The sequence below is a fragment of the Pseudemcibacter aquimaris genome (assembly GCF_028869115.1).
GTDB classification, from domain to species: Bacteria; Pseudomonadota; Alphaproteobacteria; order Sphingomonadales; family Emcibacteraceae; genus Pseudemcibacter; species Pseudemcibacter aquimaris.
The window spans coordinates 604,285-627,121 of record NZ_CP079800.1 but is presented as its reverse complement, the minus strand read 5'-3'; the positions used below and the strand labels follow the sequence as shown (position 1 = coordinate 627,121).

Sequence of the window (22,837 nt, the reverse complement as noted above, 5' to 3'; positions counted from 1 at the left end):
TTCTCAATATAGCATTAAAAGCTTTTACAATTTTATTCATCATTATAGAGTGTATCAAAATAATTTACGAGGGCCACACCATGAAACTCAAACACTTCGCATTACTCGCTATTACCTCCATCCTTACAGCATGTGCTAATCAGGAAGAAAGTGTACAAAAACAGTATGATACAGTCATCCGTGGCGGATTAATTCATGACGGCTTGGGCAGTGAAGGTAAAATTGGCGATGTGGCTATTCAAGGTGACCGTATTGTCGCCATTGGTGATTTGGGTGATGTTTCGGGTAAACATGAAATTGATGCAAATGGCCTGATTGTCGCACCGGGTTTTATTAATGTACTTAGCTGGGCGGCAGAACCGCTTACCTATGATGGTCGTGGTATGAGCGATCTTAAACAAGGGGTCACCCTCGAAATTTTTGGTGAAGGATCATCGCCTGGACCATTAAATGATGAAATGAAGAAAAGCCAGCTTGAAGCTCAAGGGGAAATGAAATTCGATATTCCATGGAACTCATTGGGTGAGTTCTTGCAACATTTGGAAGATAAAGGAACGTCTTTAAATGTCGCTTCTTTTGTCGGGGCAACGACCGTCCGTATAAACGAGCTTGGTTATGAAAACCGATTACCGACAGACGAAGAAATGACACGCATGCAACAGCATGTGATTTATGCCATGAACGAAGGGGCGCTTGGACTTGGTACATCGCTTATATACGCCCCCGCGTCTTATTCAGATACCAATGAACTAATAAGCTTAAGTAAGGCGGCCAGTGTCTGTGGCGGATCTTATATTTCCCATATGCGCAGCGAAGGGAACAAATTTGAAGAAGCGGTTGAAGAGCTGATCACTATTTCGAAAGAAGCCAACATCCCTGCAGAAGTCTATCATTTAAAAGCAGCGGGCAAGGAAAATTATGCGAAAATGGATAAGGTCATTGCTCGCATTGAAGAAGAACGTGCCGCGGGTTATGACATCCGTGCCAACATGTATAATTATACAGCAGGTTCAACGGGCCTTGATGCCATGATCCCACCATGGATACAGGAAGGCGGCATTGATAACTGGATTAAAAATATGCAGGATCCAGAATTGCGCGCAAGAGCACTTTCAGAAATGAAAGACCCAAACCGTGCATGGGAAAGTCTTGGGGCAGCATCCGGTTATGAGAATGTTGTCCTGGCCGGGTTCACAAACCCTGACCTTCGGCATTATACAGGTAAACGCCTTACAGAAATTGCAGAAGAACGCGGCGCATCACCTGAAGAAACCGCAATGGATTTGGTTGCTGAAAATGGCGCAGATGTCAGTACCATTTATTTCATGATGTCTGAAGAAAACATAAGAAAGAAACTCGCATTGCCATGGGTTGGCTTCGGTTCAGATGCTCGCGCCATTCCAAATGAAGGCTTATTTTTAAATTCAAGCACTCATCCACGTACCTATGGCAATTTTGCAAGGTTGCTTGGAAAATATGTTCGCGATGAAAAAGCACTCACCATGTCTGATGCCATCAGACGGATGACTTCCATGCCGGCAATCAATTTAAAATTAAAAGACCGCGGCGCTATTAAAGAAGGCTATTTTGCTGACCTCGCCATTTTTGATCCTGCCAAAATTTCAGATACCGCAACCTTTGAAGAACCTCATCAATATGCCGAAGGTATGGTGCATGTTTTCGTTAATGGTGGACACGCTCTTAAAGATGGTGAACATAATAATGTTTTCAGCGGTCGGTTCGTTAAGCGAAATGGATGGCAAGATCAATGCAACATTAATGATATGTTGTAACATTCGTTATAATATAACAAAATTTGACATTAAGTGTGTTCACTGCTAACTTCCCTCCCATCCTTGGGGATAAATATAGGGAGAGGAAAACTTAATGATTAGATTGTTTGATCTAGATTGGTATCTTGAAAATATTAGAATTCTAGGTGTCATTGCCATTTTAATCGGCATTGGTACATGGGCGATGGATTTTACAGGCGCAGTATATGTATGCCCGTTCTGTCGCGCACAAAGAACTGTAATTCTATTACTTGGTATCTTTATGACATTACCGGGGGCAAGTCATTTTATACTAAAATATGTAACAAGCATCCTTGGTGTTTATGGCCTAATCGTAGCCAGCAACCAACATTTCAGAGGATGGGTACGCATTCAACAAGGTGAGTTCACATGGGGCGAACAATGGTACCTTAATTCCTGGATGCTTTCATTCTTTGCGATCTGTATTATTACAGCGCAAGTCTGGTTACTATTTCTTAAAAAGAAATAATTTATAAAATTTCAAGAACACTTTCAGGAGGGCGACCAATTCTGGCTTCGCCCTCTTTTATTACAATCGGGCGTTCAATCAGTTTTGGATTAGCAACCATTCCTGCGATCAGTTGATCTCTGGACAAACTATCATCATCAAGACCGGCTTCTTTATATTCCGCTTCTTTTTTACGCATAAAATCACGTGGCTCAAGCCCAAGCATGTTTAGAATATCATTTAGTTCTTCTGCTGTTGGCACATCTTTTAAATATTCACGAACAACTGGTGAAATACCCTTTTCTTCTAATAATGCCATTGTTTGGCGAGATTTGCTGCAACGTGGATTATGGTAAATTGTGACGGTCATTTTATTTCCTGAATTTTTAATCGTTATACTGTTTTATAGGCAATATTACCGGACAAAAACAACCCAAATTTTCTTAAAATATAAAAGATAATGAGAATGATTATTAAGATTGTTGACAATCATTCTTAATATCATATAATGAGAATCAGTTAATTTGGAGACGCAAAAAATGTATGTATGTGTATGCAATGCATTGAATGAAAACACAGTTCGCGAAGCCGCCCGCAAAAGCAAAGGCAGCCAAAGTGCAGTGAAAGTTTATCAATCACTTGGTGTTAAGCCACAGTGTGGTATGTGCCTTTGTGATGCGCAGAACATCTGCAACAGTGAAAAGAGCATCCAACGTGCCTCGTAGATCATTTCTTAAGAATGATTTTCACTATTAAAATCAATAACTTAATTCCCGTTTCAATTGACTTAGCCCCTTATTGATAATATGATGACTGTAATTTCCTTACAGTAATCAGGAGCATATTATGAAGGGTGATAAAAAGGTCATTGAGCATCTCAATCAAGTCCTAAAAAACGAACTTACTGCAATTAATCAATATTTTTTGCATAGCCGCATGATGGGCGACTGGGGTCTGGAGGCTCTGGAAAAGCACGAATATAAAGAATCAATCGAAGAAATGGTGCATGCTGATGACGTTATCAAGCGCATCCTTTTCCTCGAAGGACTTCCTAACCTGCAAAATTTAGGGCGTCTTCGCATCGGTGAAAATGTAACCGAAATATTCAAAAGCGATCTGGCTCTTGAACATGATGCACATAAAGATCTTAAAGACGCGATTGCATACTGCGAAGAAATCCGTGATTACATATCTCGTGATCTTTTTGATAAAATCTTAAAAGACGAAGAAGAACATATCGACTGGCTTGAAACCAATCTTGCTCTTATTGAACAGGTCGGTGAACAAAACTACCTTCAGTCACAAATGGAAAAAGCTGACGATTAATTAATCGCTGCAATTACTTATGATCTATACCGGTGGCTTCAGTAATATTGCTGAAGCCATCTTTTCTTAGAAGCTCATTAAGTTCAAGATTGATTTTTTCAGCAAGTGACGGCCCATGATAAACAAGCGCAGAATATAACTGTACAAGAGACGCACCAGCGCGAATTTTTGCATACGCTTCTTCACCATTACTAACACCACCAACACCGATGAGTGGAATTTTTCCTTCTGTGAGCTTATACATTTTCGATAAAACCTGTGTTGAAAATTCAAATAACGGCTTACCGCTCATACCACCGGCTTCATCTTTTTGATCTGATGTTAAGCCATCACGTGAAAGCGTTGTGTTACTCACGATCAAGCCATCCATTTCATGCTTTAAAATAATGTCCGCAATATCTTCGCATTCCTGATCGTCCAGATCCGGTGCAATTTTCAATATAAGCGGCGGTTCTTTTTCAAGTTTTGCATTCTCACGCACAGCTTTAAGCTTACTCAATAATTCATCAAGCGCTTCCCTACCCTGTAGTTTTCTTAAGCCCGGTGTATTCGGTGATGAAATATTGATGGTAAAATAATCTGCTAAGCCGAGTACACGTTCTAACCCAATAACATAATCATTAATCGGGTCTTCACTTAATTTATTCGCGCCAATATTCGCACCCACAATACCATCATTTGGATCGCGTTTTTGAAGCTGTGAAATATAATAATCAAGCCCCTTATTATTAAACCCCATACGGTTAATCACCGCCTGATCTTCCGTCAGTCTAAAAATACGCGGTTGTTCATTACCTGGTTGCGCCAGTGGCGTTACCGTACCGGTTTCAACAAAACCAAATCCCTGTCCAAGCATCGGTTTATAAACTTCCGCGTTTTTATCAAACCCTGCTGCAAGACCAACCGGATTTTTAAAATTAAGCCCCCATAATGTTTGGCTTAAACGCGAATTTTGCGGAAGGTTGCTTCCCGGAATTAAACCATATTTTAATGCCGTAATCGCCAATGTATGGGCCTGTTCCGGTAAGAACATAAAAAAGAAAGGCTTTGCAAAAGTATATAGGTTCATTTCTAGTCCTGATATTGATTAACGATCATCGGGTATATTTTCTATGTTTATAACAGCATCCAAATTCAGATCATCATATAAATGTGGAAATTTCTGATTATTTCTTGAAACTTCCCATTTCAATTTCCCACTTGGTAATAAGTCAGCATCAATTGAAAGCAACAACAAATTTTTGATATCTATAAAATGTTTTGCTAGCGTGCCGGCGACTTGTTCCTTTGATGAAAAATGAATAAACCCATCTCGAATATCGTCCGCTGATCCGGTATATGCGCCTTTTTCATTGGCAATATCCCATTCTTCCTTTGAACAAATTTTATAAATAATATTTTCAGACATTCAAACCTCATAAAAAAACATGCCCTGTGATGTTCAGGGCATGTTCAAAATTAATTTATTATGTTCAATGTGATGTTAATCAACATCTGAACCGATTGCTGAGTTTCCTACAGCCTTCACCATTTCAAAAATTTTCTTTCGAACTGATGGATCAGAAATTTTGTAATATGCGCGAACAAGTTCCAGTGTTTCACGACGAGATAGCTTGTCTACTTCAAATACCTGTTTGTTGCCTTCGGCCATGCCATCGGCTTTTTTAGTTGTATCGGTAGTCATTTCATCAAAAAAGAATGATACCGGAACGTCAAGAATTCTTGAAAGTTGGAATAGACGGCTTGAACCAATTCTATTTGCACCACGTTCATATTTCTGGACTTGTTGAAATGTTAACCCAAGTGCTTTCCCCAATTTTTCCTGACTCATCCCGAGAAGCGTTCTTCTTAAACGCACTCTTGCTCCTACGTGGATATCTACTGGATCAGGTGATGACTTAATCATGCTCATATTAAATGTACCTTGTTCAAAATTGAATCTACATGCTACCTCAGCCCTACTAAATAAAGGCCGCCCCACCCATAAGTATGTCTCTATTTAGTGATCATGCGAATTAACGTCAAGCTTTATCTGTTAACCCTTGCGTTTCTTGCAACAAGCACAATGTTTACGATAAATAGTATAACACTTATACAAGTAAAAGTCCATTGTTTCAGGATTGAGTAGAGTGTCTCATTTGAAATTTTCTGAGGCAGAGCGCGGTTTATAACGCCTCTCTTATTTAATTCGACCTGATCCACTATTCTACCATATGGATCAATAACTGCGGATACACCTGTGCTCGCTGATCTAACGAGCGGAAGTCCTTCTTCAATCGCCCGGACGCGTGTTTGCAAAAGATGTTGATAAGGGCCCGTACTTTCCCCGTACCATGCATCATTGGTGATATTTAAAAGCCAGTCTGGACGGTTGCCATTTTCCGTAACCTGCCCCGGGAAAATAACCTCATAACAGATTAAAATTCCAACGGGAGGTAACCCGTCCAAATTTAACGTCTTAATGCCTTCACCAGATGAAAATCCCTGCCCCCCTGTGAACAACTGATTTAGCCCAAGCGGGATCATAATGGCTTCAATGAAACTTGGTATATATTCGCCAAAGGGCACCAAATGGCTTTTGTCATAAATGCCACCGATATCCCCTGCCTTATCAATGGCCATCAGTGAATTATAAATCCTTGTTTGATCCGGATCACGTTGACGGCGCGGAAAACCAGTTAAGACCATATCACCTTCATCAAGCACACTTGAAATAAGGTCACGCCTCATCGGCTCTTCGGAAAGTGAATAAATAACTGCTGTTTCCGGCCAGATTATAATATCTTTACCTGATGTTTTGCGTTCTTCCCCTTCGCTTAAATCCATATGGGTAATAAGATTTTTGGCCCAATTTTCATATGGCCATTTATCCTGCTGTTTTATATTTGCCTGAACAACTCTTAAATTCACATCATCCACATATTCGATCTGTTCTGGTAATCTTGCATTTCCGTAATAGAAAAGACCAAACACCATAACCAGAGCGCCAGCCAGCGCCCACCATCTGTTCTGCCTTGTCATCATTAAAAAGGGCACGAAGCAGAAAATGATGGTGAATAACCCTAATCCATATATTCCCCATATGGACACATTTTGCAGCATAGTGTCAGAAAAACCCCAAAGGTAACCGGTAAGATTCCAAGGAAATCCGGTAAACAAAACACCACGCAACCATTCTGAAACGGCCCAAAGAACTGAAAAATTCAATACATCGTGAAAGATATTACCCCGATTACCAAACTTATCGTGCAGATATCTTGTAACAAGCCCCACAAGCGCAGGAAATATGGACAAATAAACCGCGAGCAACGCAACCATAATCGGACCGCCCCAATCGGGAACATCGGCCTCAACCGCGAAACTATTACCAATCCAATAAAGCCCCGCAAAAAAATGACCAAAGCCAAAAAGATATCCAGCCATGAAAGTCTGTTTAAATCCACGTGTAGCCATAATGGTCATAAGAAACAGTGGCATTGCGATCATGTAAGCCGGCATAAAATAAATCGGCGCGAATGCAGCTGCAGAAAACAATCCCATAAACAACATTAATAAAGATCGCTTATTCTTGCTTAGGCCCGCTATTGCCTTTTCGATTTTTACTATGTCGATATTCTTCAATGTCATCTATAGGCTTCTATGTAACAAAATTGATTTAATGCGGCGACTGTCCCCTTCGACGATTTCAAAACTGACACCGTTTTCATGGGCGATGATATCCCCTTTTTGCGGAATATGGCCAGCCAGTGTGAATACCAGCCCACCAATGGTATCAACATCATCGTCCTGCGCATCGCTCAAGAAATCAATGCCAAGCAAATCTTCCAGTTCATTAATCGGTAATCTTGCATCAACTTGTAACTTACCATCAGAAAGTTCACGCATTAAAACGCCTTCGGTAATGTCATGCTCATCTTCGATATCGCCAACGATCTGTTCGACCAGGTCTTCAATAGTAAGTAGCCCGTCCGTTCCCCCATATTCATCCACAACCAGTGCCATATGGATGCGTGTGCGCTGCATTTTAGTGAGCAAATCAATCAATTTCATTGAAGGCGGTACGAAAGCCACAATATCGGCGCGTGGCACCATCACGTCATCTACACGCAGATCACCAAAAGAAAGCGTATTCATAATGATTGAACGCTCTTCTTCCCCAAGGGTTCCGTCGTCGGCCTCTATTTCCTCGATGACCTCTTCCAGGCTTTCTTTAAGCTCGCTGTTGATTTTCGAGCGACTAAAGACTTTCTTTAATCCCCCGAACAAGCGCCCTTCGGATCGCGACTGATCGTCACTCTGTGATGATGATGTCATAATTGACTTTTGAAACCTTTCTTCCCATTTTGGTTTTGGGTACTATTTCATGTGGTATAAGGATCGTCAATACCAAGTTTTTTCAGGAGCTTCACTTCTATTGCTTCCATGATTTCTGCTTCATTATCCTTGATATGATCATAGCCCAGCAAATGCAGTAAGCCATGTATAACCATATGGGTAAAATGGGCTTTTAATTGAATACCTGCTTCATCTGCTTCGCGTTTAACGGTTTCATATGCGATATAAATCTCGCCCAACGAATAAGGATGTTGTGCCGACGGCTCTCCCTCTTTTAAAAGCGTTGAAATCTCATCTTCATCCAGACCATTAAACGAAAGCACATTGGTCGCTTTATCTTTATTACGATAATCACGATTAAGTTCATGAATAAGATTGTCATCACACAAAACAACGCCCACCTCAATCAACATAAATTGTTCTAGGCGCCCCCCTTCAGTAACTTCCGATTTGATAAGTTCGATGGATTGTTCGATGATTTCATGAAAATTCGGTAAGGCCGTTTCCCATTCCGCATAATCAACGGCGATATCCCATTCAAGACCTTGATTTTGGGTCATCAGCTTTGCGTACCCTGCTTTTCATCATACGCTTTTACAATCTTACCAACCAGCTTATGACGAACAACATCCGATGAATCAAAATTGATAAAGGCAATATCTCTAATCTTACCCAGTGTTTCCATTGCATCTCTAAGGCCTGATTTGGTTCCATCCGGCAGGTCAACTTGCGACGGGTCACCACATACAACCATATGGCAGTTTTGACCAAAGCGTGTCAGAAACATTTTCATCTGCATTGGTGTTGTGTTTTGCGCTTCATCAAGAATAACAAACGCGTCAGAAAGTGTTCTACCACGCATAAACGCAAGTGGGGCGACTTCGATCTCGCCACGTTCAAGTCTTTTTTCCGTTTGTTCCATGGAAATCATTTGACCAAGCGCGTCATATAGCGGCCTTAGATATGGATCGACTTTTTCCTTCATATCCCCAGGAAGAAAACCAAGTTTTTCCCCTGCTTCTACGGCTGGTCGGGATAGGATGATACGTTCTACTTTACCCTCTAACAAATGGGAAACAGCCATGGCCACCGCAAGAAACGTTTTACCTGTTCCCGCTGGACCTAATCCAAATGTCATGTCTTTGGCTTTTAAGGCTTTGATGTATTTCGCCTGATTTTTTGATCTTGGTCTGATGACGGCTTTACGCGTGCGAATAACCGCATCTTCATCGGCCACTTCATCACGTTCAACAACCATTTCTGGAGCGGGGCTATCAAGCATGGCCACCATGCGGATGGCGCCCTCGACGTCCTCGATTGTGACCTCGTTTCCTTCTTCAAGGCGCTCGTATAAACTTAACAGTACATCACGGGTTAAAAGACAGGCTTCTTCCGGCCCCTCAACAGATAACAAGTTGCCTTTACCAGAAAGTTCACAGCCAAATTCATTTTCAATGCGTGCAAGGAAGGAATTATGTTCACCGTATAGAGCAGGCAGTAATAAGTTATCTTCAAACTCTAAAACGCCAGAGGTATAATTTTCGATCTTTTTTTGCTTCATCTTAAAAATTTTACCCAAAAATTCTATACAAGTACACCTTGAATGTTAAATGCATTGGCATCCTCGATTTTTACCTCAACGATCTTCCCAAGAAGCTCTTCAATCTTATCTGCACCAACCTTAACTTGCACAGCCTGCATATAAGGACTTCTGCCAAAAACGGTATCTTCTGTTTTACCCTTTGCTTCTATCAAAACAGGGAAAGTTTTACCAATGACACTATTATTAAATTCAGTTTGCTGCTCTTTCAGTAGCGCTTGTAATCTTGCAAGTCTTGCTGACTTCACATCTTCATCAACCTGATCTTCCATTTCGGCGGCTGGTGTTCCTGGACGCGGACTATATTTAAAACTATAGGCTTGCGCATATTTGACTTCACGCACCAAATCCATGGTCGCTTCAAAGTCTTCTTCTGTCTCACCAGGGAAGCCAACAATAAAATCACCGGACAGGGCAATATCTGGACGTTGTTTACGCAGATCAGCGATAATTTTCTTATAAGACGCACTATCATGGGTTCTGTTCATGGCTTTAAGGATACGGTCCGATCCCGCCTGTACCGGTAAATGCAGATACGGCATACATTCTTCCAGATCACCATGCACCTCTAATAATTCATCCGTCATATCATGTGGATGTGATGTGGTATATCTGATGCGTTCAAAACCATCAATTTTTGCAAGTTCACGAATTAATTGAGGAAGACCCCATTCACTGCCGTCATCAGCGGTTCCATGGAAAGCATTCACATTTTGTCCAAGCAATGTGACCTCAACCACGCCCGCGTCCGCAAGCTTTTTGGCATCGGTCATAATATCGTCGATTGAACGGGAAAATTCAGAACCGCGTGTATAAGGCACAACACAGAAAGTGCAAAATTTATCGCACCCTTCCTGAATAGTCAGGAAAGCGGTCGGCTTTTGCTTAACTTCTTTTTTGGAAAGCTGGTCAAATTTTTCATCAACCGCAAGATCCGTATCGAGGATGCGCGATTTTTGGCCTTCGCTTTTTAGCTCAAGCGACTTATTCACCATATCCGGCAGGTTATGATATGTCTGCGGGCCAAAAACCATATCAACGATTGGGGCGCGTTTCATAATTTCGGCACCTTCAGCCTGTGCAACGCATCCGCCAACGGCCAGAACCATTTCATCGCCTTTTTCTTTTTTGGCATCTTTCATTTTACGAATGCGGCCAATATCGGAATAAACCTTTTCCGCGGCCTTTTCACGAATATGACAAGTATTCAGAACAACCAGATCTGCATCATCAGGCGTTTCTGTTTCTTCGTACCCTTCCGGTGCCATTACATCGACCATACGTTCCGTGTCATAGACATTCATCTGACAGCCATATGTTTTGATGTATAATTTCTTTTTCATGATTAATCCTTAATCATCAACACGTCTTAAACGTTCTTCCAAATGTTTTTCAATTGTCCGGTGGCAATAAGAAGAAAGCTCTTTTCTGTTCTTAAACAGGTTCCTTGAAACCGGCTCCAAGAAATGAACTTCTACCTCGACACTTTGTGATTTTAGAAAATCATCAAAATGCGGGCCGATTTCCATATCGCCGTACCACGCAACACGGGGTCTGTTCATACGGTTTGTGGGCATATTGTCAATTCTTTTATACACAAGCGTGACCGGTTGAACCATTAATTCAAGTGGTCTTCCCTCTTCATCGGCCTTTGGATGGATATAATTTTCTGTCACACCGAATAATGAACTCTTAAACGGAAGCACCGTACCACCATTTGATGTGGTTCCTTCAGGGAACAAAATAAGGCTATCGCCCCTCTTCATTCTATCCTGCATTTCTTCGCGTTGGCGTTTTACTTCGTTACGTTTTTCCCGGTCAACAAAGATCGTTCGCTGTAATGTGGATAAATATCCAAGAACCGGCCAATCGATCATATCTCTTTTGGCGACAAAACATGCCTTAATCACATGACCCAGAATAATAATATCCAAATAAGAAACATGATTAGAAACAAAAAGGGTCGGTGAGCCTTCCAAGGCATGACCAAAGGTTTTCACACGAACATCAAGTGCCTTACACATGGAACGATGCACAAGGTGTGGCCAGGCCTTATAGCCCGGAAATTTTAATTTCTTCAGCAATATTGTCGGCGGCAACAAAATCCCCAGATATATTGCTATTCGAAATATTTTAAAATATTTACCCATGCACCCTTCACCAATAAACAAACACTGCGCAAGATAACCTTACGCAGTGCCGCATCCTATAGCATTGATCGTCTAAAATAGCCATAAATACTATTTCAGCCTAATCTTTAATTTTTACGCCATAAAGTTCCATTCTATGGTCAATGAGCTTGTAACCCAGTTTTTTGGCAATTAAAGCCTGCAATTTTTCAATTTCATCATCAACAAATTCTATGACTTCGCCGCTTTCAACGTCAATCATGTGATCGTGATGAGTTTCCGTCACAAGTTCATAGCGTGATCTGCCATCACGGAAATCATGACGCTCTAGAATATCGGCTTCTTCAAAAAGACGAACTGTGCGGTATACGGTCGCAATACTGATCTGATCATCAATTTCTGTAGAGCGTTTATATACTTCTTCCACATCAGGATGGTCTGTCGCATCCGAGAGAACACGTGCGATAACGCGTCTCTGATCTGTCATACGCATATTTTTTTCGATACAAAGTTTTTCAATTGCTGAAGCCATTTTATTTCCTATTCATTATTCACCAGACAGCGTTGCATGACTATCGCATCAATTTTTTCGCCTTGGTGATTATGATAATACCCTTTTCTGCGACCTATTATATCAAACAAGCATTTTTTATAAAGCTTTATAGCCGCAATATTATTTTCTCTTACTTCTAGAAATAATCTATTTAAGGCTCTCTTTTGCAGCTCTTTTACGATCCATTCTAAAAGTAGCGTAGCATAACCATTCTTTGTGTGGTTTGGCAATATGCAAAATGTTATAATTTCTGCCTCGTCCGCCACTGATCTGACAAGCGAAAAACCAAGCGGTTTATCGTTATTTTTAATGATAAAACATTCCGTTCCGGAAATAGCAAACATGCTTTCAAATTCACTTTTCGTCCAGCTTTGTTCTGGCGCACCCAGAAAAACCTCTTCATGAATTTGACTGATCAAGTCAGCCGAACTTACGCCCATGCTTATAACACCAATATCATGGGTCATGATTTGATTTCTGGCACCAATGATGCGGATGGCGGTTTTGCATCTGGCGCTCTTAAATATAAGGGTTTAATGGTATCGGCATTCGTTACCTTATCTATAATTTGATACGCATAAAGCGCAATATTTTCAGCATGCGGGCTATCATACTGTTCATGATTTTCATCTTGATCAATTTCAATAATCTTTGCGATCATTTTCCCTCCACTTCCCACGAATGGAGCATTTGGATATTGACGATTTTCTATATCAGCAAGCGGTACGGCCTCTGCTTCATTAAGCCGCGTCATATCGCTTTGAAATGATTGCATGTAAAATTCACCGCGTCTTGCATCAATGCAAATGTTCACATTTTCTAACACGTCATTATCACGGAAAGCGGCAAATGCTATTGCCTCTAATGAAGTTACAGGAATAACTGGAACATCTAACGCGAGAGCCATTCCCTTTGCCGCGGATAATCCAATCCGTACACCGGCAAAAGTACCAGGCCCGATTGTCACTGCGATTAAATCAACCGTTTCCAACTTTATTCCAGCATCATTTATGACTTCATCCACCATCGGCAGCAGGCGTTCCACATGACCACGGGCACGCACCTCTTTTTTGGATGATAATATATTTCCATCCTGTAAAAGGGCCACAGAACACGCGCCAAGTGTAGTATCAAATGCAAGAATATATGTCATAATTTTCGAATATCTTTTTTACTTAAAAAACTAATCTTTTTTCTGTTATAGTCCCAGCGGGGCAAAACGTGTAGTATTTTTATGTATTTTATAGAAGGTGGAATTGAAAAAAGCATACTTATTATTTTGTCTGATTATGTCTTCGTTGACAGTAACATCTTATGCGCAAGAAGAAGATAGCGCTATCATTATCATGTACCACCGTTTTGGTGAAAGCAAATATCCTTCTACCAATATTACACTTGACCAAATTGACCAACACATCGCCGAGCTTAGCAAGGAGCAATATAATATTGTTCCCTTAAAAGAGGTTGTAGATGCCATTAAAAGCGGCAAAAAACTACCGCCCCGTACAATCGCAATTACAATTGATGATGGTTTCTTATCCGTTTACGAAGAAGCATGGCCACGTTTTAAAAAAGCAGGTTTCCCGGTAACCGTCTTTGTTTCAACTGAACCTGTTAGTGCAGAATTCGATACGATGATGTCATGGGATCATGTTCGTGAAATGGCACAAGATCCGCTGATCGATATTGGCCATCATGCTCACGCCCATGGTCATATGTCATCTATGTCGATTGAAGCTGCCGTTGACGATCTTGATACTGCTGACCGCATTTTTATGAAAGAACTGGGCTATATCCCCGATCTGTTCGCCTATCCATTCGGTGAGTATTCACCTGAACTGGTAAAGGCGATAGAAGACAGAAACTATAAAGCCATCTTTGGTCAACATTCTGGTGCAATCTCAAGCACCCACAATATAAATGCACTACCGAGATTTGCTTTTAATGAAAATTATTCCGACATGGGAAGAGTGAGACTTATTTTTAATGCTCGGGCTTTACCAGTCAAAGATGTATTGCCGCGTGACCCTAATATCGGTACCGACAATCCACCAGCGATTGGCTTTACAGTTAATCCTGAAATTACCGGCTTAACAAGCCTAGGATGCTTCCCGTCACATACTGGTGAGGCCGCCGAATTAACATTACTCGGCGACAACAGGGTTGAATTAAGGTTTGATCAGCCCTTTCCAAATGGACGCAGCAGAATTAACTGCACCATGCCAGGTCCTGATGGACGCTGGTATTGGTTAGGATTACCGTTTTTTAATCTGAATAATTAAACTGGCTTATTCGACCGGCTCAACACTTTCCACTTCTGGAATATAGTGTTTAAGCAGATTTTGAATGCCGTGCTTCAACGTCGCGGTTGAACTTGGACAGCCGGAACATGCCCCTTGCATACGCAGGTAAACAACTCCGTCTTTAAAACCATGATACGTGATATCACCACCGTCGCGTGCCACCGCCGGGCGCACACGCGTATCAAGCAGTTCCATAATTTGCGCAACAATTTCCGGATCCGCATCATCGTCAGAAACTTGCTGTTCCTGATCACCGGTTACAATCGGTAGCCCGGCTGTGTAATGCTCCATGATCGTGCCAAGGATCGCAGGTTTTAAATCATTCCAATCCTGCTCTTTATTTTCAACTGTAATAAAATCGCTACCCAGGAATACCGCAGACACGCCATCGATTTTAAAAAGCGCAAGCGCAAGCGGCGACCCACTCGCATCTTCTTCGCTTTCAAAAAACATTGTGCCTTGTTCAAGAACCATTTCACCCGGAATAAATTTTAAGGTGGATGGGTTGGGGGTTTGTTCAGTTTGAATAAACATGCATTTTTCCTGTAGCTTTAAATATCCACTTTTAAATAATTATAAAAAGCGAATTAATCAAGGTTTCATATGTTAAATATTATGCAAATTTATCGATTTCTTCATCGGTCATGTTGCCTGGAACAACCAGAACAGGCATATGAAGCTCGTTTAGAAGGACTTCACGGAAACTACGGATAAGTGGACCTGGGTCACCATCCACGTTGGCACCAAGCACAAGTAAATGAATATCACGGTCTTCTGCGATAATGTTAGAAATGACCTCTTCCGGTTTACCTTCACGAATTGCAGTTTCCGCTTCCAGGCCGGAAATGCGTTTAATTTCACCGGCATAATAGGCAAGAGTTTCTTTGGCTTCTTCGCGTGCTTCTTCTTCCATGATGTCACGCACAGACATCCAATGCTGAAAATCACCCGGCGGGATAATTTTAAGCATTAAAATACTTCCCCCGACTTTTTCTGCTCTTTTACTGGCCAGCCTTAATACTTTTACAAATTCAGGCGTATCATCAGCAATGATCAGAAATTTCCATTTGTTGTCCCCTTCGGACATACCAAAGCCCCTTTACTATTCCCCGTGAAATAACTTTTTTGTTTAGTTGCGGGCTATAGTGCCATTCATGATGTCAATTTGGCAAGATTATATTTATTTAAGTAGAATATTTGTAATTTCTTTGAGTTGCGTTCTCGCCCGCAGTAGGTAAAAACCCTCTGCTGCAAGATGGTTTTGGAACAAAAATCCATCTACTTCACAGTTGGAAACAATCAATGGGTCCATTGAAATGATCGAATCAAATGATGTTTCCATCTCATCCCAGCTGGATGCAATATCGCGGGTTTCAATAATTTCTGAAAAATCTTTTCTCAATGCCTTCAAGATCAAACGATAAGCATAGGCCTGCCCCTTCACATTAAAGAAAAGATCATCCGCGCCGAAATCCATTACACATCCAAAACCACCCTTCACATATGTATCGATGCTTGCAGATGATGCCCCAAGATCAAGTGAAATACGATCAAGTGTCGCAAGTAAGTTATCAGATCTTTTTTCAAAGACCGCCGCTCCACGGGCCAATCGTTCGTTGTAAACAATCATCTGTTCCATGGCTTTTGTATATTGCTGTTCTGATGTAGCAACCGGCAATAAGGATGTTGAAGGATTCCACCACCATATGTCGCCCGCATATTGAAGTAATCCTGATACTTCCTGTAAATCCGGGTCAACCGCACTGGAACCACGTGTTCGCCCAAGCTGATCAACAAGTTCATAACTAAACCTTGCTATAGCGGAAATTATGCCCTGCTGAAAGTTTGGCATATTATCCAGCATTGCGCCCGGTTTGAATATTGGGTCATTGGCAACCCAGCCATGCTGGTTCACTTCGCGGTCAATCAGCGCAATACTGACCGCAACGGCATTACTGCCACGTGATGAATTTTGAAGTCCGAAATCCGGGTTTGCATCCACCTTATGGATCAAAAACATGCCAACCGGATAATAAAGAAGCATAATAATAATCAGGCTAATTATTATCTTTTTTAATACTTGGGCACTAATTGTTTCCCGAAGCCAATAGCCGATATCTTTTATAGTTTCCCACATGGTCACATCCGAATTATTGCTTTATTTATAGATGGAGACGGCAATCCAAACGTCAAGCCCCCATAAGCTAATGTTATGAATTTTCAGGGATTTCGACGGAAACTCGTTCCGAAGAGCCACTTACACCCGGGAAGTTAGTAAAGAATGCCTGAACCATATATGGCATCACTTCGTGCAGATTATTATTTCTGCCTTTGCTTTTCACTTCCCCTTCGTAAAGGTTTTGTGCGCCATTACGATTAGGCTTGATTACCATTTTAAGGTGTCTGTTATAATTCACATATGTACGTGTGCGGCTCTGCATTCCAAGCGGGTAATACCCGAACGGATCATAAAATCCGCCGTAATACATCGGACGATAAAACGGATATCTATACATGTACCATGGGTGATAAAAACGACCGTAATAACCACCAAAATACATTGCCCCCATCATTGATCCTGTATGACGAACGACTTGTTGACCTTCATCAACGCCGTAATCCAGTTCGACGATTAAATCAGGTTCCGCACCATCAGCAGGAACATATCCATAACGGCCAAGCTCATTACCAACCAAGGTCGCATAATTCGCAAATTCAAGACTTCCAGTATTGTTCGGGTTCATGGGTACAATCATAATCTTTTCACCATTTGGCTGTGGAAGCTGGTGAAAACGCATTACATCGCTTTTAATAGTTTGCTGACAAGCGGCCAAAAAACCAACGAATAACACTGTAATAGCTATTTTTAAGAATCTGTCCATATCCATACCTTACAAAGGAGATCAAATATTTTCAATTAATAAATACTTGATCATTATGGCAAAAATTGGCCCAATTATTATGGGCGTAAGAATCCAACGATATCCTGAACATCTGTTAAAATCGGTTTTGCGATCTTGTCAGCATTTTCCGCACCTTCGCGTAAAATGCCGTCCAGATATGTTTTTTCGTCCATCAAACGAGCCATTTCTTCAGTAATCGGCCCAAGCGTTTCAACACTTAAATCGGCAAGATCACGTTTAAAATCAGCAAAACCTTGTCCTTCGTACTCTGCACAAATATCACTAGCTTTACGGTTACTAAGCGCTGCGAAAATATTAATCAGGTTCTTTGCTTCCGGGCGGTCATCAAGATCATCCATTGATGCCGGTAATGGTTCGCTATCCGTGCGCGCCTTTCTGATTTTCTTGGCAATTAGGTCACGATCATCCGTCAAATTAATTCGGCTATTTTCAGATGGATCGGATTTTGACATTTTTGATGAACCATCACGAAGCGACATCACACGTGTTGCTTCACCGAAAATTAACGGCTCAACTTCTGGGAAAAATTCAACACCGTAATCATTATTAAACTTTTGCGCGATGTCACGTGTCAGTTCCAAATGCTGTTTTTGGTCCGCGCCAACTGGAACATGGGTTGCTTTATATGCCAGAATATCAGCAGCCATCAGATCGGGATACACATATAAACCAACGCTCGCACGCTCTTTATGTTTACCTGCTTTTTCCTTGAACTGTGTCATGCGGTTAAGCCACCCCATACGGGCCACACAGTTGAAAATCCAGGCCAGTTCAGCGTGGGCTGGAACCTGACTTTGGTTAAAAATGATGCTTTTCTTTGGATCAACGCCACTCGCAATCATGCCTGCTGCGACTTCGCGTGTTGCGTTACGTAATACTTCCGGGTCTTGCCAGACCGTAATCGCATGAAGATCAACGACGCAAAAAATTGTTTCATGGCTATCCTGTAAGCCAACCCAATTTTTAATTGCGCCAAGATAATTACCGAGAGTAAGATTGCCTGATGGTTGAACACCAGAAAACACACGTTGTTTGAAATCTGTCATCATTTTTCCTTATGGATATTTTGGACATATCCTTTATCAATTTCCAATAAGCACCCTATATGACGTCATAAAAGGCGCAGGTCAACTATCTCTTTGAAAATACGGCTTTGAGTTCTTCTTTTTTCACCGTTCCGGTCAAAAAGGTCGCAATAAGGTATGTACCAATTCCGCTGACGACTAATATGGAAAGACCAAGCAATTGTTCAGACATATTCCCCCAGATCAGCGGCTTGACCATCCCTTGAAGATACCAAACGACGCCCCCCATAATAACGCTGCACATTACATATTTCAGCAGCCTCATAATCACTGCCCCTTCAATATGATAATGACCGCGGTAAATCAAACCACCCGCAAGCATAAAGACATTGATCCATGCTGAAATGGCCGTCGCCATGGCAAGTCCTACATGTAAAAAATATTGCATTAATATTAGGTTCAAACTGACATTAATCACAAGTGCTACAATCGCATATATTAATGGTGTCTTTGTATCACTTCTTGCGAAATAGCCGGGCACGAATACTTTCGCGAGTACATATGCCGGAAGCCCCGCCGCATAGGCAGCAAGCGTTAATGATGTTTCTGTTGTTGCAAGTGCTGTAAAATTGCTTCTTTCCAGTAAAACATGAATAAGTTCTGCTGGAACAATAATAAACGCCACCGCCGCCGGAATGGTAAAAAATAGTCCCATTTCAATCGCTTGATTTTGGCTTTTCATCACTTGCGTCTCATTCCCCGCTGCGATACTCCGTGAAAGAAATGGCAGTAACACAGTTCCAAGCGCCACACCAATCACCCCAACGGGCAATTGGTTTAACCGATCCGCATAATAAAGATAAGACATCGACGCATCAGGAAGATGCGATGCAATGATCATATCAAGTAACAAATTAAGCTGCACGACCCCGGCACCGAGTGCCGCCGGCCCCATTACGATAAGGAGTTTTTTTACCTTAGGTGTAATTTTCGGGGCGCGAATTCTAAATTTATATCCCGCTTTTCTGGTTGCCCTATAAAGAAAAACCACCTGTAGAAAACCTGCAATACTTACCCCAATCGCTAAGGTATGCGCTGGAGTTTCCATCATATTAGATGCAAACATTAGAGCACTAATCATACAAATATTTAAAATGATCGGCACTGCCGCCGTTTCCGCGAAACGCCCTAACGAATTAAGGATGCCGGCAAGCAATGATCCAAGCGAAACAAATAATATAAACGGAAATGTAAAACGCGTTAGCACAACGGCTAATGAAAATTTCGCCTCATCCCCCGTAAAGCCATTTGCGATAGCGTAGATAAGTGCAGGCGTAAATATTTCAACAATCCCGACAAACAACAATAACGTCATGAATAGGCAGGCAAATGCCTCTTCTGCGAATTTAAGTGCTTCTTCCTTGCCGTCTTTTTCCAAGGTTGCTGAGAATATCGGCACAAATGATGCACTGAATGCCCCCTCTGCGAATAATCGTCTGAAGAAATTCGGTAATTTAAAAGCAACCACAAAACAGTCCGTGATCATTCCGGCACCAAGCACAGCCGCCATAAGGATATCCCTGACGAAACCGAGTATACGGCTTATCATGGTAAATGCCCCGAATATGGCAGTGGATTTAATCACTGACATTATTATTTCGCCTCCAGAACGTTCATTAATTTTTCTTTTATCTGTTCTAGTTTTTTCTCATTTGTCACTTTATGACCGAATATATCACGTACAAAAAACACCGTAATCGCCCGTTCACCATATGTGGCGATATGGGCCGAATTAATGGATATTTTTAAATCCACAAGTACCGATGATAATTCAAACAAATAACCAATCCGGTCACGGCCGTTAAGCTCGATCACTGTACGGCTGTTACTGGCTTTATTATCAATAAGCACCCTTGGCGCTACTTTAAAGACATCCGTGCGTTTTTTCCTAATCCGGCGTTTATCAAACACATCTCGTGGTATGAGTTCACCCGAAAGAGTATCATTGATATTCTTTTCTAATTTTTTAAGTTTTTCTTTATCCTTAAAAACATTCCCATCCGCATCCTGAATTCGGAAAGCATCAAGTGCCATGCCGTCTTTGGTCGTGAAAATGCGGGCGTCCTGAATGGATGCCCCGCTTAAGGCAATCGCACCCGTAAGCCTTGAAAACAGCCCCGGGTTATCTTCTGCGTAAATGGTTAGCTCAGAAATATTTTGAAAATCATCAATATGAATATTCACTGTGGATTTATCGTTGAATTTATCCGACATATCCATCATCAATGCGTTTCTTACCAAATGGTCGGTTGAAACCGCTAACCAGTAAGTACTGAAAAAACGGTTTGTATATTCATCAAATTTTTCATCATCCCATTCAGGAAGTTCTTTTCTTAAGTTTTCAATGATATGACCAACCTGATGAACATTGTCATATTTGATCTGACCACCGAGCAGATACTCTTCCGAACGGCTATAAAGTTCACGTAAAAGCTGCCCTTTCCATCCATTCCATACTTTTGGCCCAACGGCGCGAATATCAACAACCGTCAACACCAGCAATAGCCTTAACCGTTCCGGACTTTGTACCTGATCGGCAAAATCAGAAATGGTTTTTGGATCACTTAAATCGCGCTTAAACGCCGACAACGTCATAAGCAAATGCCACCTGACGAGCCATGCGACCGTTTCTGTTTCTTCGGGAGTAAATCCAAATCTAGGACATAATTTATGGGCGACCTGTTCGCCAAGTATTGAATGATCGCCTTTTCTTCCCTTTGCAATATCATGCAGGAAAACGGCAACATAAAGCACTTTTCTGGATAACACCTTATGAATAATTTCATTAGCGAGCGGATGTTCTTCAGCCAGAATGCCGCGTTCAACCTCGGATGTCAGTTCAATGGCGCGGATCGTATGTTCATCCACCGTATAAACATGATACATGTCATATTGCATCTGCGCGACAACACGCCCAAAATCAGGCACGAAGCGACCAAGCACTCCGACCTCGTTCATCAACCTTAACGCAAATCCCGGCCCTTTTTCATGGGTCATGATTTCTATAAACAATTCATTTGCGCGCGGATCATTACGTGTACGGCCACGAATAAATTTAAGGTTCTGCCTGATCATCCTTAAAGCGCGCGGATGGATATCCAATTCATATTTTTGCGCCACATGGAAAATTTCGATCATTTTGACCGGGTCATCTTCCAATTCTTTTGCGTTCTTAACACTGATCCTGCTGCCCACAAGTGGGAAGCCATCGGCATATTTTGATCTAAATGAAAAATTCGAAAATTTAAGTGGTCTTCTTTTGTGTTTTTCTTCCAGATACGCACAGAAAATCCGCGTCAGATCACCCACATTTTTCACCGTAAGGAAATAATGCTTCATAAAGCGTTCAACGCCCGACATGCTGGCCCGGTCCGCATAGCCAAGCTTTTCAGATAAATCCTTCTGAACATCAAACGTAATACGTTCATTGGGCCTTCCCGCCATATAATGAAGCTGGAACCTTACGGCCCAAAGGAAATCTTCCGCTTTGCTAAATTCTTTATATTCTTCGTCTGAAAAAACGCCTTTTTTCTTAATTTCAGACATCCAATGAACTTTATAAATAAACTTGGCAATCCAATGAAGCGTATGAAGGTCGCGTAACCCGCCCTTACCCTCTTTTAAATTTGGTTCCACCACATATCGGGTATCACCAAGTTTTTTGTGGCGGTTATCTCGTTCTTCTAACTTTTGTTCTGTAAATTCAGGTGCATTGCCCCTAATGATTTTTCTGTCGTATTTAGATAACAAACTTTTAAACAGACTTTCATCACCCCAGATATACCGCATTTCAAGAAGCGCGGTTTTAATGGTTAGGTCTTCTTCACATAATCTTATGGCTTCTTCGATAGTGCGCACCGCATGACCAACATCGAAACCCATATCCCATAAGAAATAAAGAATGTATTCAACGACCTTCTCACACCATGCGTTTTTCTTGTATGGCAGGATAAATTGGATATCGATATCCGAATATGGGGCCATTTCCTGTCTGCCGTATCCGCCGAATGCAGCGACACATAATGTTTCCGCCTTACTCGGGTTCGCGTTATGAAAAATATAATTGACCACCACATCCGATAGCATAACAATGATCTGATCAGTCAGATAACTTTGTGCATTAGCAAGATTGGTTCCGGTTTCCCCCTTATCAGCGCGCTTTTTTATCACTTCGAACCCGTGTGAATAGGTTTCTTTAAAATGCTTCAAAAGCGGCGTTCTAATCTGATCAGGACGAAATTCTTGCTTCAAAGCATCAAGCTTTTTTGCCTGATCTTTGGTATTAAAAATTTCGCGGTGTTTTTTGATCCTGATCATTCG

Annotated in this window: 25 protein-coding genes; 5 read left to right on the top strand and 20 right to left on the bottom strand. The window is 41.6% G+C overall.

Annotation, left to right across the window (positions count from 1 at the left end):
- Nucleotides 1–80 precede the first annotated feature (80 nt).
- Both KW060_RS02975 and KW060_RS02970 read left to right on the top strand, forming a co-directional pair.
- Nucleotides 81–1,793, top strand: a complete 1,713-nt coding sequence (locus KW060_RS02975; RefSeq protein WP_249036861.1) for an N-acyl-D-amino-acid deacylase family protein — start codon at nucleotides 81–83, stop codon at nucleotides 1,791–1,793.
- Nucleotides 1,794–1,887: 94 nt separating this feature from the next.
- Nucleotides 1,888–2,283: a hypothetical protein gene (locus KW060_RS02970; protein WP_249036862.1), complete on the top strand. Its 396-nt coding sequence runs from the start codon at nucleotides 1,888–1,890 to the stop codon at nucleotides 2,281–2,283.
- A 1-nt stretch (nucleotide 2,284) separates the two neighbouring features.
- Here KW060_RS02970 and arsC read toward each other — a convergent pair whose 3' ends face one another.
- On the bottom strand, nucleotides 2,285–2,632 hold the full coding sequence (gene arsC / locus KW060_RS02965; protein ID WP_249036863.1) for an arsenate reductase (glutaredoxin): 348 nt from the start codon (nucleotides 2,630–2,632) through the stop codon (nucleotides 2,285–2,287).
- A 169-nt stretch (nucleotides 2,633–2,801) separates the two neighbouring features.
- Here arsC and KW060_RS02960 point away from each other — a divergent pair, with 169 nt between their 5' ends.
- Nucleotides 2,802–2,987: a (2Fe-2S)-binding protein gene (locus KW060_RS02960; RefSeq protein ID WP_249036864.1), complete on the top strand. Its 186-nt coding sequence runs from the start codon at nucleotides 2,802–2,804 to the stop codon at nucleotides 2,985–2,987.
- Between the two features lie 121 nt (nucleotides 2,988–3,108).
- Entirely contained in the window at nucleotides 3,109–3,588 is a 480-nt protein-coding gene (gene bfr, locus KW060_RS02955; protein ID WP_249036865.1) for a bacterioferritin, read from the top strand.
- 13 nt (nucleotides 3,589–3,601) lie between these two features.
- Here the strand turns inward: bfr and KW060_RS02950 are convergent, their stop codons facing one another.
- The 12 genes from KW060_RS02950 to tsaB form a co-directional block, all read right to left on the bottom strand.
- Complete coding sequence (locus tag KW060_RS02950) at nucleotides 3,602–4,657, bottom strand: quinone-dependent dihydroorotate dehydrogenase (protein ID WP_249036866.1); 1,056 nt, start codon at nucleotides 4,655–4,657, stop codon at nucleotides 3,602–3,604.
- Nucleotides 4,658–4,675: 18 nt separating this feature from the next.
- Complete coding sequence (locus KW060_RS02945) at nucleotides 4,676–4,996, bottom strand: DUF952 domain-containing protein (RefSeq protein ID WP_249036867.1); 321 nt, start codon at nucleotides 4,994–4,996, stop codon at nucleotides 4,676–4,678.
- Nucleotides 4,997–5,071: 75 nt separating this feature from the next.
- Nucleotides 5,072–5,500 carry a helix-turn-helix domain-containing protein gene (locus KW060_RS02940; RefSeq protein WP_249036868.1) on the bottom strand — a complete coding sequence of 143 codons (429 nt, stop codon included), beginning with the start codon at nucleotides 5,498–5,500 and terminating at the stop codon, nucleotides 5,072–5,074.
- Between the two features lie 116 nt (nucleotides 5,501–5,616).
- Nucleotides 5,617–7,215: an apolipoprotein N-acyltransferase gene (lnt, locus tag KW060_RS02935; RefSeq protein WP_249036869.1), complete on the bottom strand. Its 1,599-nt coding sequence runs from the start codon at nucleotides 7,213–7,215 to the stop codon at nucleotides 5,617–5,619.
- Complete coding sequence (locus tag KW060_RS02930; protein ID WP_249036870.1) at nucleotides 7,216–7,902, bottom strand: transporter associated domain-containing protein; 687 nt, start codon at nucleotides 7,900–7,902, stop codon at nucleotides 7,216–7,218.
- Between the two features lie 47 nt (nucleotides 7,903–7,949).
- Nucleotides 7,950–8,483 (bottom strand): rRNA maturation RNase YbeY, encoded by a 534-nt coding sequence (gene ybeY / locus KW060_RS02925; RefSeq protein WP_249036871.1) that lies wholly within the window; start codon nucleotides 8,481–8,483, stop codon nucleotides 7,950–7,952.
- Nucleotides 8,483–9,484 carry a PhoH family protein gene (locus KW060_RS02920; protein WP_249036872.1) on the bottom strand — a complete coding sequence of 334 codons (1,002 nt, stop codon included), beginning with the start codon at nucleotides 9,482–9,484 and terminating at the stop codon, nucleotides 8,483–8,485. The genes ybeY and KW060_RS02920 overlap by 1 nt, the downstream gene beginning before the upstream one ends.
- 23 nt (nucleotides 9,485–9,507) lie before the next feature.
- Nucleotides 9,508–10,866 (bottom strand): tRNA (N6-isopentenyl adenosine(37)-C2)-methylthiotransferase MiaB, encoded by a 1,359-nt coding sequence (gene miaB, locus KW060_RS02915; RefSeq protein ID WP_249036873.1) that lies wholly within the window; start codon nucleotides 10,864–10,866, stop codon nucleotides 9,508–9,510.
- A 9-nt stretch (nucleotides 10,867–10,875) separates the two neighbouring features.
- The gene (locus KW060_RS02910; protein WP_249036874.1) at nucleotides 10,876–11,622 is read right to left on the bottom strand and encodes a lysophospholipid acyltransferase family protein; all 747 of its coding nucleotides are present in this window, start codon (nucleotides 11,620–11,622) and stop codon (nucleotides 10,876–10,878) included.
- A 151-nt stretch (nucleotides 11,623–11,773) separates the two neighbouring features.
- Complete coding sequence (locus KW060_RS02905) at nucleotides 11,774–12,184, bottom strand: Fur family transcriptional regulator (RefSeq protein ID WP_249036875.1); 411 nt, start codon at nucleotides 12,182–12,184, stop codon at nucleotides 11,774–11,776.
- Nucleotides 12,185–12,192: 8 nt separating this feature from the next.
- Complete coding sequence (rimI, locus tag KW060_RS02900; RefSeq protein ID WP_249036876.1) at nucleotides 12,193–12,672, bottom strand: ribosomal protein S18-alanine N-acetyltransferase; 480 nt, start codon at nucleotides 12,670–12,672, stop codon at nucleotides 12,193–12,195.
- Nucleotides 12,669–13,358, bottom strand: coding sequence for a tRNA (adenosine(37)-N6)-threonylcarbamoyltransferase complex dimerization subunit type 1 TsaB (tsaB, locus tag KW060_RS02895; protein ID WP_249036877.1), 690 nt, complete (start codon nucleotides 13,356–13,358; stop codon nucleotides 12,669–12,671). Before tsaB ends, rimI begins: the two co-directional genes overlap by 4 nt.
- A gap of 103 nt (nucleotides 13,359–13,461) precedes the next feature.
- Here tsaB and KW060_RS02890 point away from each other — a divergent pair, with 103 nt between their 5' ends.
- The gene (locus tag KW060_RS02890) at nucleotides 13,462–14,487 is read left to right on the top strand and encodes a polysaccharide deacetylase family protein (protein ID WP_249036878.1); all 1,026 of its coding nucleotides are present in this window, start codon (nucleotides 13,462–13,464) and stop codon (nucleotides 14,485–14,487) included.
- Nucleotides 14,488–14,493: 6 nt separating this feature from the next.
- Here KW060_RS02890 and KW060_RS15840 read toward each other — a convergent pair whose 3' ends face one another.
- The 7 genes from KW060_RS15840 to KW060_RS02850 all read right to left on the bottom strand — a co-directional run bounded on the left by KW060_RS15840 (nucleotide 14,494) and on the right by KW060_RS02850 (nucleotide 22,834).
- A complete protein-coding gene (locus tag KW060_RS15840) occupies nucleotides 14,494–15,042 on the bottom strand; it encodes a NifU family protein (protein WP_338050549.1) in 549 nt (182 codons plus the stop codon).
- A gap of 79 nt (nucleotides 15,043–15,121) precedes the next feature.
- Nucleotides 15,122–15,595, bottom strand: a complete 474-nt coding sequence (locus KW060_RS02875; protein ID WP_249036879.1) for a universal stress protein — start codon at nucleotides 15,593–15,595, stop codon at nucleotides 15,122–15,124.
- Between the two features lie 93 nt (nucleotides 15,596–15,688).
- A complete protein-coding gene (locus KW060_RS02870; protein WP_249036880.1) occupies nucleotides 15,689–16,645 on the bottom strand; it encodes a DUF2333 family protein in 957 nt (318 codons plus the stop codon).
- 73 nt (nucleotides 16,646–16,718) lie between these two features.
- Nucleotides 16,719–17,390, bottom strand: coding sequence for a DUF4136 domain-containing protein (locus tag KW060_RS02865; RefSeq protein ID WP_249036881.1), 672 nt, complete (start codon nucleotides 17,388–17,390; stop codon nucleotides 16,719–16,721).
- 77 nt (nucleotides 17,391–17,467) lie between these two features.
- Nucleotides 17,468–18,478 (bottom strand): tryptophan--tRNA ligase, encoded by a 1,011-nt coding sequence (gene trpS / locus KW060_RS02860; RefSeq protein WP_249036882.1) that lies wholly within the window; start codon nucleotides 18,476–18,478, stop codon nucleotides 17,468–17,470.
- Between the two features lie 85 nt (nucleotides 18,479–18,563).
- Nucleotides 18,564–20,108: a murein biosynthesis integral membrane protein MurJ gene (gene murJ, locus KW060_RS02855; RefSeq protein WP_249036883.1), complete on the bottom strand. Its 1,545-nt coding sequence runs from the start codon at nucleotides 20,106–20,108 to the stop codon at nucleotides 18,564–18,566.
- Nucleotides 20,109–20,110: 2 nt separating this feature from the next.
- Nucleotides 20,111–22,834: a [protein-PII] uridylyltransferase gene (locus KW060_RS02850; protein WP_249036884.1), complete on the bottom strand. Its 2,724-nt coding sequence runs from the start codon at nucleotides 22,832–22,834 to the stop codon at nucleotides 20,111–20,113.
- Nucleotides 22,835–22,837 lie beyond the last annotated feature (3 nt).

What these genes read in the sequence shown, in the direction of transcription:
- KW060_RS02850 (WP_249036884.1), bottom strand. Translation starts at nt 22,834, where the DNA reads ATGATCAGGATCAAAAAACACCGCGAAATTTTTAATACCAAAGATCAG.
- murJ (WP_249036883.1), bottom strand. Translation starts at nt 20,108, where the DNA reads ATGTCAGTGATTAAATCCACTGCCATATTCGGGGCATTTACCATGATA.
- KW060_RS02930 (WP_249036870.1), bottom strand. Translation starts at nt 7,902, where the DNA reads ATGACATCATCATCACAGAGTGACGATCAGTCGCGATCCGAAGGGCGC.
- KW060_RS02970 (WP_249036862.1), top strand. Translation starts at nt 1,888, where the DNA reads ATGATTAGATTGTTTGATCTAGATTGGTATCTTGAAAATATTAGAATT.
- trpS (WP_249036882.1), bottom strand. Translation starts at nt 18,478, where the DNA reads ATGACAGATTTCAAACAACGTGTGTTTTCTGGTGTTCAACCATCAGGC.
- rimI (WP_249036876.1), bottom strand. Translation starts at nt 12,672, where the DNA reads ATGACCCATGATATTGGTGTTATAAGCATGGGCGTAAGTTCGGCTGAC.
- KW060_RS02940 (WP_249036868.1), bottom strand. Translation starts at nt 5,500, where the DNA reads ATGAGCATGATTAAGTCATCACCTGATCCAGTAGATATCCACGTAGGA.
- lnt (WP_249036869.1), bottom strand. Translation starts at nt 7,215, where the DNA reads ATGACATTGAAGAATATCGACATAGTAAAAATCGAAAAGGCAATAGCG.
- tsaB (WP_249036877.1), bottom strand. Translation starts at nt 13,358, where the DNA reads ATGACATATATTCTTGCATTTGATACTACACTTGGCGCGTGTTCTGTG.
- KW060_RS02870 (WP_249036880.1), bottom strand. Translation starts at nt 16,645, where the DNA reads ATGTGGGAAACTATAAAAGATATCGGCTATTGGCTTCGGGAAACAATT.
- KW060_RS02945 (WP_249036867.1), bottom strand. Translation starts at nt 4,996, where the DNA reads ATGTCTGAAAATATTATTTATAAAATTTGTTCAAAGGAAGAATGGGAT.
- KW060_RS02920 (WP_249036872.1), bottom strand. Translation starts at nt 9,484, where the DNA reads ATGAAGCAAAAAAAGATCGAAAATTATACCTCTGGCGTTTTAGAGTTT.
- arsC (WP_249036863.1), bottom strand. Translation starts at nt 2,632, where the DNA reads ATGACCGTCACAATTTACCATAATCCACGTTGCAGCAAATCTCGCCAA.
- KW060_RS15840 (WP_338050549.1), bottom strand. Translation starts at nt 15,042, where the DNA reads ATGTTTATTCAAACTGAACAAACCCCCAACCCATCCACCTTAAAATTT.
- KW060_RS02865 (WP_249036881.1), bottom strand. Translation starts at nt 17,390, where the DNA reads ATGGACAGATTCTTAAAAATAGCTATTACAGTGTTATTCGTTGGTTTT.
- KW060_RS02950 (WP_249036866.1), bottom strand. Translation starts at nt 4,657, where the DNA reads ATGAACCTATATACTTTTGCAAAGCCTTTCTTTTTTATGTTCTTACCG.
- KW060_RS02905 (WP_249036875.1), bottom strand. Translation starts at nt 12,184, where the DNA reads ATGGCTTCAGCAATTGAAAAACTTTGTATCGAAAAAAATATGCGTATG.
- bfr (WP_249036865.1), top strand. Translation starts at nt 3,109, where the DNA reads ATGAAGGGTGATAAAAAGGTCATTGAGCATCTCAATCAAGTCCTAAAA.
- miaB (WP_249036873.1), bottom strand. Translation starts at nt 10,866, where the DNA reads ATGAAAAAGAAATTATACATCAAAACATATGGCTGTCAGATGAATGTC.
- KW060_RS02875 (WP_249036879.1), bottom strand. Translation starts at nt 15,595, where the DNA reads ATGTCCGAAGGGGACAACAAATGGAAATTTCTGATCATTGCTGATGAT.
- ybeY (WP_249036871.1), bottom strand. Translation starts at nt 8,483, where the DNA reads ATGACCCAAAATCAAGGTCTTGAATGGGATATCGCCGTTGATTATGCG.
- KW060_RS02975 (WP_249036861.1), top strand. Translation starts at nt 81, where the DNA reads ATGAAACTCAAACACTTCGCATTACTCGCTATTACCTCCATCCTTACA.
- KW060_RS02960 (WP_249036864.1), top strand. Translation starts at nt 2,802, where the DNA reads ATGTATGTATGTGTATGCAATGCATTGAATGAAAACACAGTTCGCGAA.